This window comes from uncultured Lacinutrix sp. (genome assembly GCF_947500325.1).
Lineage (GTDB): Bacteria > Bacteroidota > Bacteroidia > Flavobacteriales > Flavobacteriaceae > Lacinutrix.
Map to the genome: position 1 here is coordinate 1 of NZ_CANMRQ010000037.1, position 8,370 is coordinate 8,370.

The 8,370-nt window shown below is 29.8% G+C and carries 6 protein-coding genes; all 6 read left to right on the plus strand.

Features of this window, described 5'->3' with window-relative positions; translation table 11 throughout:
- Positions 1-94: 94 nt before the first annotated feature.
- The 6 genes from Q0997_RS19785 (at position 95) to Q0997_RS19810 (ending at position 8,160) form a co-directional block, all read left to right on the plus strand.
- Positions 95-589, plus strand: coding sequence for a hypothetical protein (locus tag Q0997_RS19785; RefSeq protein ID WP_299892342.1), 495 nt, complete (start codon positions 95-97; stop codon positions 587-589).
- 159 nt (positions 590-748) lie between these two features.
- A complete protein-coding gene (locus Q0997_RS19790; protein WP_299892343.1) occupies positions 749-2,179 on the plus strand; it encodes a S41 family peptidase in 1,431 nt (476 codons plus the stop codon).
- Positions 2,180-2,330: 151 nt separating this feature from the next.
- On the plus strand, positions 2,331-2,816 hold the full coding sequence (locus Q0997_RS19795; protein ID WP_299892345.1) for a hypothetical protein: 486 nt from the start codon (positions 2,331-2,333) through the stop codon (positions 2,814-2,816).
- A 348-nt stretch (positions 2,817-3,164) separates the two neighbouring features.
- Positions 3,165-3,488, plus strand: a complete 324-nt coding sequence (locus Q0997_RS19800; protein ID WP_299892347.1) for a helix-turn-helix transcriptional regulator — start codon at positions 3,165-3,167, stop codon at positions 3,486-3,488.
- 6 nt (positions 3,489-3,494) lie between these two features.
- Positions 3,495-7,208, plus strand: coding sequence for an N-6 DNA methylase (locus tag Q0997_RS19805; RefSeq protein ID WP_299892348.1), 3,714 nt, complete (start codon positions 3,495-3,497; stop codon positions 7,206-7,208).
- Between the two features lie 262 nt (positions 7,209-7,470).
- On the plus strand, positions 7,471-8,160 hold the full coding sequence (locus tag Q0997_RS19810; RefSeq protein WP_299892350.1) for a DUF2695 domain-containing protein: 690 nt from the start codon (positions 7,471-7,473) through the stop codon (positions 8,158-8,160).
- The last annotated feature ends 210 nt before the right edge of the window (positions 8,161-8,370 follow it).

Consider the following 8,370-nt stretch of genomic DNA (forward strand, 5'->3'; position numbering starts at 1 on the left):
TAAAAGCATAAAGCACACAACACAATGTATAGTCAATATCTCCCTACGGTCGTTACTAACTATACATCTAACGTTGTACACCATTTGAGGAAAAATGAAAATACTGAATATAATAATACTATTTCTATTTGTTAATTCTGGAATTATCGGAAATGATTCAGTTGATAGCGTGAAAATTGGAATGGATATTTCTAAATTCTTAGAAAGCAAAAGTGGAATTTATGAGGTAAAAGAAGAAACGATTAGCCTAGAAGGAGATGACTACTCCATTTTCAATGTTTATGAAAATACTGAATTAATTTATGCGGTTGAGCCTGAGGAAACGGTAAAAAAAGTTTGGAGAATTTGGCTTTATAGTAAAAAATTCAAAACTGACTTAGGAATTGGAGTCGGAAATACTCTTGGCGATTTAAAAGAAAAATATACGGTTGAGGAAATATCAACTGGAGAAGGGAATGTTGCAGTTATTGTAAAAGAAATAGAAGTTAGTTTCCTATTGGACACTTCTCAAATTCCCCGAGAATGGTGGAATGAAATAAAAATGGAGGAATTAGAAAATGATTTACCAATAGGTTTGATAATAATATAAAAACGGTGTACAACAAAGTGTAAAAATAATTGCTTGGTTCTAGCCTATTCGGAAAATCCTGTGGATTTTCCTCTGGTTCGTTCCATTTTTGCTAAGTTAGTTACTTAATCACGCAACTATCCTTACACAAACCGTTAGCTGTAATTAAAAGAACTGTCGATGAAAAAAATAAAACATTTTATCTTCCTATCAATAATTTTTATTGGCTGTAGTTCAAGAATAGAACCTTATACTTCGACATCAAAAGAAGCAATGAAATTGTATAAACTTCATTTGACTAATTCAAAATTATCAGAAGTGCAAGAAGATTCTATTAATGCTTTAGCTTATCATAAGCTTGAGAATGAAGATATTGAAAATTCCTTAGAAATATTTAGATTGAATACATTTCTTTATCCCGATTCTTATAATGTATATGATAGCTACGCAGAAATTTTACTTAGAAAAGGCGACAGCTCTAAAGCAATTGCAAACTATAAGAAATCGTTGGAATTAAATTCGACAAATGATAATGCCTTTGTGAAATTACAGGAAATAGAAGAAGCTAAACAATTCGGCAGTTTGTCTATTCAAGAATACACGTTTGAATCTTTTTGGAATTTTTATGAAAAAAATTATTCCCATTTCAATATTAAAAATGTTGACTGGAAAAGAGAATATTCAAAATATAGAAATAAAATCAGTTCTTCTACGCCTGACTCTACTTTATTTGGCATAATGGAAAATATGCTGAGAGATTTTAATGATGTTCACGTTACATTAGAAGCAGGTGAAGAGTACTATTATGAATCGAAAAAAGAGTCTAAAATCGTTTCAGAATTGATAAAAGCTAGAACTGTTTTATATCCTAATAATGAAGGTAGCATTACCAAAAGGTATTTTAATGCTGTAGATTCTACCCTATACATTAATAACTTCAGCTCAATTAAAACTGCTGGTTCATTAAATGAAACACTTCCTTGGATTAGTTATTCTAGAAACAAACACTTGGGTTATTTGAGAACAATAAGCTTTATGCCAGAACAGCCCATGCAAGAACAAATGCAGATACTAGATAGCATATTTAAAGAATTTACTGGTGTAGATGGCTTAATTATTGATTTAAGATTAAATAGCGGTGGATATGATTTAGTAGCTATGAGATTTATGGGAAAATTGATTAATCGTAAAATTTTAAGTCATAGGAAACAAAATAGACGTGGTAACTATAAAGAATTTGATAGTCTTCAAGATATTTACATTGAACCGATTGGTAATTATAAATTTACAAAAAAGATTATCATTCTTATCAATGACAAAACTGTAAGTGCCGGAGAAATGATACCTCTGGGTTTATCACAATTGGATCATGTTAAAATAGTTGGGTCACCTTCTAATGGTAGTTTATCAGATGCTCTATATAAAATGCTCCCAAATGGTTGGATTTCCTCTCTTTCGAACGAAAGATATTTTGATGTGATAAATGGAAAAGATTATGAAGGAAAAGGGATACCTGTCCAATTTGAAATTAATAATACTGCAGATGACATTATAAATTTTAATGATTCAGTTTTGAAAAAGGCTATCGAAATATTGAATGAGTGGAAATAAACTACAGCTAACACTGTGTATAATTAATTGCGGCTGTATTTCCTCATCGGAAATTCAAACTTATTAATTATCTTTCGGTTACGGCGGAAAATGACTCGCGTCCTTTCCAGCAACTAATCATACACAAACACGTTACCTACAATTTGAGAAAATGACGCAAAATTTACCGTATTGGCTTTGTAACAAAGGAACTACTTGTGATAGTGATGATTTTGAAGATGGACAAAGTTTCGAATTAATAAGAGAAGTTAGTTTAATAAAATTAAAAGACGGAAGATATCAAATATCTGAATTTGGCACTTTCAGAAACGTACTTGACGGATTTGGATACTCACTAATTGAAAATAAAATAGCCGATGTTCTAAAGAAGTATGTTTCTGACCAAATTGAATTGAACCCAATAGTTATTTTCAGACGCGCAACTAATGAAGAATGGACAAACTATTCTGAATTGAAAATGAGAAACCAAATAGAATTTAAAGATTACTATAAAACGGATTCAATTGGTCTTAAAATTTATGGAATATTAAACGGACTTATTTATGTGTCGACTGAATTGAAAAGTATAATCGAAAAAGAATTAACCGATTTAACCGATATTGAATTTAAAAGAGGATTGCCTCTTATGGCAGGATAAAAAACTGTAGGTAACACAGTATAAAAATAATTGCTATTTTAGCTTAAACCTATGGATATTGCTTGTTTGCTTACGTCTGATTTTCCTTCGAAAAATCCTCGCACACAAAACCGCAACTATTCTTATACATAAACGTTGTGTTTCATACAGCCAACCGCATAAATTGCACATTTGGTTTTTGCCTAAGCACGAGCCAAAACTTTAAAAACCAAAAGAGCAATTTCTTGCCAACGCTCTCTGAATAAAAATGAGACATATACTTTTTTAATTGAAAATTAAGTTGTATAAACAAACTAAAATTGTATTTTTGCTATAATTGGGTAAAATTAAAAATGATAAAACCTTAAAATGGCAAGTTTCGGAAAATACATAAAAACTGAACGTGAGAAAAAAGGTTGGAGCCAAACTGAGTTTGGTGCTTTAATCAAAATTAACACTCCTGCTATAAGTCGAATTGAAAACGACAAAAAAAGATTATCAGTAGCAAAACTTGAATTACTTGCCGAACTTTTTAAAACTGACTATATACAATTAAAAGACCGCTACTTTGCTGATAAATTTGCAAAAGAAGCCTACGAGTATAAATGCTCTGAAAAAGTTCACGCATTAGCAGAAACTCAATCGAGTTACATTAGAGAAATAAACTCTAAACAAGGAAAAATGAAATTCTAATTCACTATGGAAACTAAAAAACTCATACAAGCATTAGGATTTAAACCTAAAGAAAATACATCTAATACTTATCACAAAAAGTATTCGGAATGTAATAATTATGAGATAGAAGTTGATTTTGACAAAAAGAAAATCGATTTTGGAAAAATAATTAAATCCGAAAGCAAAACCACTCAAAATTTTTCACAAGCAGAAAATTGGGTAGTTTTAGAATGTGTTGATAGAATACTTGAAAAAGGTTATCAACCTAAAGATATTACATTAGAAAAAACTTGGAAAACAGGACACGGAACAAGTGGGCGTTTAGATATTTTGGTTACTCAAGAAAAATCAACGTATTTAATGATTGAGTGTAAAACTTGGGGAACGGAATTTGACAAGGAATTTAAAAATTTAGAGAAAAACGGAGGACAATTATTTACTTATTTCCAACAAGATAATAATGCAGAAGTATTAATGCTTTATGCTTCTAAACTTGATGGAAAAGAAATACTATATAAAAATGAAATTGTAAAAATTGAAGAACATTACCGACAAGCAGGAAATGTTGAAGACGTTTATGATAGATGGAATAAGATTAGCAATTCTAATGGTGTTTTTGAAGATTGGGTAAAACCATATCTATTTGAAAACAAAAAACTAACAAAAAAAGACCTAAAACCATTAAATGAAGAAGATAGTCAAAAAATATTTTACGAATTTTTATCAATCTTAAGAAAACATTCGGTTTCTGACAAACCAAATGCGTTTAATAAAATATTCAATCTTTTTCTTGCCAAAATTTTTGACGAAAAGAAAAGAGACAGTAAAGAGTTAGAGTTTCAATGGAAAGAGCACAAAGATAGTCCTGTTGAATTTCAAATTAGACTAATCAACTTGTACAAATCAGGAATGTATGATTTCTTAAAAAAAGAAGTTGCAGGTATTACTGATGATATGTTCAACTATTCTGACAAAAATGATTTAGAGAACAAGAAAAAAAACATTCTTATTTTCAATAAAGTATTTGACATCAAAGAAGTGTTTGACAACGACTCTTTTGATGATAATCAGGTTGTTTTAAAAGAGGTTGTACAATTGTTGCAAAATTTTCAAATTCGTTACCCAAGAAAACAACAACATTTAAGCGATTTTTTTGAACGTTTATTAACCACAGGATTAAAACAAGAAGCAGGTCAGTTTTTCACTCCTCCTCCTATCACTCGTTTTATAATCAAATCTTTGCCAATTTCAAAATACATCAAAGAACAATTAAACAAACGAACTCCTGAATTGCCAGCCGTAATTGATTATAGCGTAGGAAGTGGACACTTTTTAACGGAGGTAATGGAAGAATACCAACGTGTAATTGAAGATGATATTGACACTTCAAAATTAGAAACGGATGATGCTGAAACTTTTGTGAATGCTTGGAGAATTAATAAATATGATTGGGCGAGTAAATATGTTTACGGAATAGAAAAAGATTATCGTTTAGTTAAAGTTGCTAAAGTTGGTTGTTATTTCTATGGAGATGGTTTGGCACAAGTAATTCACGGAGATGGCTTAGATAGTTTTAAGCATTCTAAAAGTTACAGAGGTTTATTAAAAAAGAATGTGGAAAAACCTCAATTTTCTTTCATTGTTTCCAACCCGCCCTATTCTGTAAGCTCGTTTAAAGGAGACATCAAAAATATAAATGTAAAAGATGATTTTAAACTTTATGATAGTTTAACAGACCGTAGTTCTGAAATAGAATGTCTTTTTGTAGAACGTACCAAACAACTTTTAAAAACAGATGGAATTGCTTCAATAATTTTACCAAGTTCCATTTTAAGCAACACAGGTATATATACGGAAGCACGTGAAATTATATTAAAACACTTTGATATTATTGCAATTGCAGAATTAGGTTCAGGTACATTTATGGCTACAGGAACAAATACTGTAACACTCTTTTTAAAACGCAGAAAAGATGAAATTTTATTAAAAATTGAAGAAGCGTTAGATAAGTTTTTCAACAATTTACAAGACGTAACCATAAACGGAATTGAAAAGCCAATAAGTAAATATATTTCTCACGTTTGGGAAGATGTTAAATTTAATGATTATAAAACTTTACTTCAAAAAACGCCAAACAAAACAATAGAAGAACACGAAATTTATAAAACATACCGAAGTAAAAAACTCAATTGGACTAAGGTATTAGAGTTGGAGAAGGAAAAACTATTTTATTTCATTCTTACCTACAATCAAAAATTAGTTATAGTAAAAACAGGGCAAAAGAAAGAAGAAAAGCAATTTTTAGGTTTCGAATTTAGTAATCGCAGAGGAAGTGAAGGAATTCATCCAATACAAAGAGGTAAAAAAATAGATGATTGTACGCAATTGTACGACTCAACTATTTTTGATAACCCAGAAAAAGCAAGTACATATATCTACAGAGCATTTACTGAAAATAGATTTGATTTAGATATTCCTGAGAAATTACAAAAGAATATTAGTTACCAAAACTTGGTAGATATGATTGCTTTTGACAGAATCGATTTTGAAAAGACTATTTCTTTATCCATTAAAAAAAAAGTTAAAAGTAAATGGCCAATTGTTAAATTAGAAAGTATTTGTGATGTTAGAGATGGCACACACGAAAGCCCTACTTTTGTGAATGATGGTTTCCCTCTAATAACTTCTAAAAATATTACCTCTAATTATATTGATTTCAGTAATGTTAAGAATATATCTAAAAAAGATTTTGACGATATAAATAAGAGGTCTTTAGTTGAAAAAGGAGATATTCTTTATGCAATGATTGGAACTATTGGGTTTCCAGTAATTGTGAAAACTAATAAACAGTTCGCAATAAAAAATGTTGCTCTTTTCAAATTTGATAAAACAAAGAAACTAAGTAATGTCTATTTAAAAGAATTACTTAATTATCACATTATAAAAAATCAGATTAATTATGAGAGCAAAGGAAGTAATAGAAAATTTGTTTCTCTATCGATTTTAAGAAATTTAAAAATACCGCTTCCTCCAAAAGAAGTACAAAAAAAGATAGTTTCAGAAATTGAAATTTTAGAAAAAGAAGAAAATAAAATAGTAGAGAAAGTTAATTCAAACAAACTGAAAATAGATGATACAATAAATACTTTATTTTCTAACAACGGTACTGTTAAATTAAAAGACAAGATTAAAATAAATACTGAAAGTCAAAACCCTAAAACAACATACAAAGATGCTACGTTTACATACGTAGATATTGAAAGTATGCAAAATGGCAAAGGAGAAATTTCTTTTGATAAAGAAGTAGTCGGCAATAATGCTCCATCAAGAGCAAGACGAATTGCAAAAAATGATAGTGTAATAATCTCAACAGTAAGACCATATTTAAAAGGTTTTGCATATATAGAAAATGCTCCAAAGGACACTCTTTTCTCTACAGGTTTTGCAATTCTTAAAAGCAAAAAAGATACTGAATATATTACAAAATTAGTTTATTATTACTTTATGTATTCTTCTAATTTAATGAGACAAATGGAAGCGAAAATGCCGAAAGCATCATATCCAAGTATAAATAAAACTGATATTGAATTATTAAAAATTCCTTTGATTGATATTAAAGAACAGGCAAAAGTCACTAAACTTATTGATAAAATTGAAAAGGAAAATACTGTCTTAAAGAATAAAATTAGTACAATTCCACAGCGGAAAGAAGAAATATTAAAGAAATACTTGGAATAATTGCCAACGCATAAGCCATACACATTTGCAATTCGCTCCAGCCAACAGCACAAGCCAAAAATTGCAAAAGAGTATGTCTTTGCCAACGCTATCAACAGAACGGAAAATAAAGTACGAAAACACAACAATGTATAAAAATAATAGCGGTTTTAGTTCTAAATTCAAAGTAAGTGCTTTTAACAAAAGTCATTGCTTAACTGAAAAATAAAGCATATAAATCCGCTACTATTCTTATACTAAACCGTTAGCCATAATTTAAGAAATGACCATATTAACAGAAAATCAAGTAACTGAACTTTGTGTTTTTATAGAAAACCGAATTGAAAAAAACGGATGTGACCACTCATTGAAAAACACTTTCGAATGGGCTGAAAAAAACGCAATTAATAAAGCTAACTTGATTGATGTTTTAGAATCGAATGGTGGATTTTGTGATTGTGAAGTAACATTCAATTTACCAGAAGATTGTGATTTAGAGTTAGAGTCAGAAAATAAAGAAATGGATTTTAAAAATCCTTTCAAAACACCTCTGAATTTTCAACAAACCGAAAATACAGTTTATACGAAAGCACTATTTTCAAGTTCTGAATACAGCAATAATAACTACACGAAAAACGGAGAATTATTAATTCCAGCACCTTTTGGATTTAAGCCAAAAAAGAGAGTTAGGAAAAGTATGCACTTCTTTAACGGAACTGAATCGGAATTGCCAACTGAAATTGGACTTGTGAAAGAGATAGAACCGATAAATGGAAAAGAGTTTGCGAAAAAAATTCGTGATTTAAAATTAGATTCTCTTTCGAGATTTTCGGAAAGAGATGCTCAATATTACTTTTCGAGAATTGAAAAAATTGACATTGGAAAACCAATGGGAACACATTTTATGGAACGAACAGGAATTGGCGGAACAAAAATTGAACTGAAAATACATAAAGTAATATTTAGGAAATAAAAAACTATGGCTAACAATGTGTATAATTCATTGCTAGTTAGAGCCTACTTACGAAAGTCCTAGCGGACTTTCTATCTGTGATTTATTTGCTAACTTTAGTGCTTAAACACGCAACAAAATCATACACTAGACCGTTGTATGCAATAGTCCATTTCGATAGGACAATTTTTTCGGAGGAGTGCGCTGGAATGATGGAGTTATCATTCTGAT

Bases quoted from the DNA above. Each gene is read 5' to 3' on its own strand.
- Q0997_RS19785 (WP_299892342.1), top strand. From the start codon at position 95: ATGAAAATACTGAATATAATAATACTATTTCTATTTGTTAATTCTGGA.
- Q0997_RS19790 (WP_299892343.1), top strand. From the start codon at position 749: ATGAAAAAAATAAAACATTTTATCTTCCTATCAATAATTTTTATTGGC.
- Q0997_RS19795 (WP_299892345.1), top strand. From the start codon at position 2,331: ATGACGCAAAATTTACCGTATTGGCTTTGTAACAAAGGAACTACTTGT.
- Q0997_RS19800 (WP_299892347.1), top strand. From the start codon at position 3,165: ATGGCAAGTTTCGGAAAATACATAAAAACTGAACGTGAGAAAAAAGGT.
- Q0997_RS19805 (WP_299892348.1), top strand. From the start codon at position 3,495: ATGGAAACTAAAAAACTCATACAAGCATTAGGATTTAAACCTAAAGAA.
- Q0997_RS19810 (WP_299892350.1), top strand. From the start codon at position 7,471: ATGACCATATTAACAGAAAATCAAGTAACTGAACTTTGTGTTTTTATA.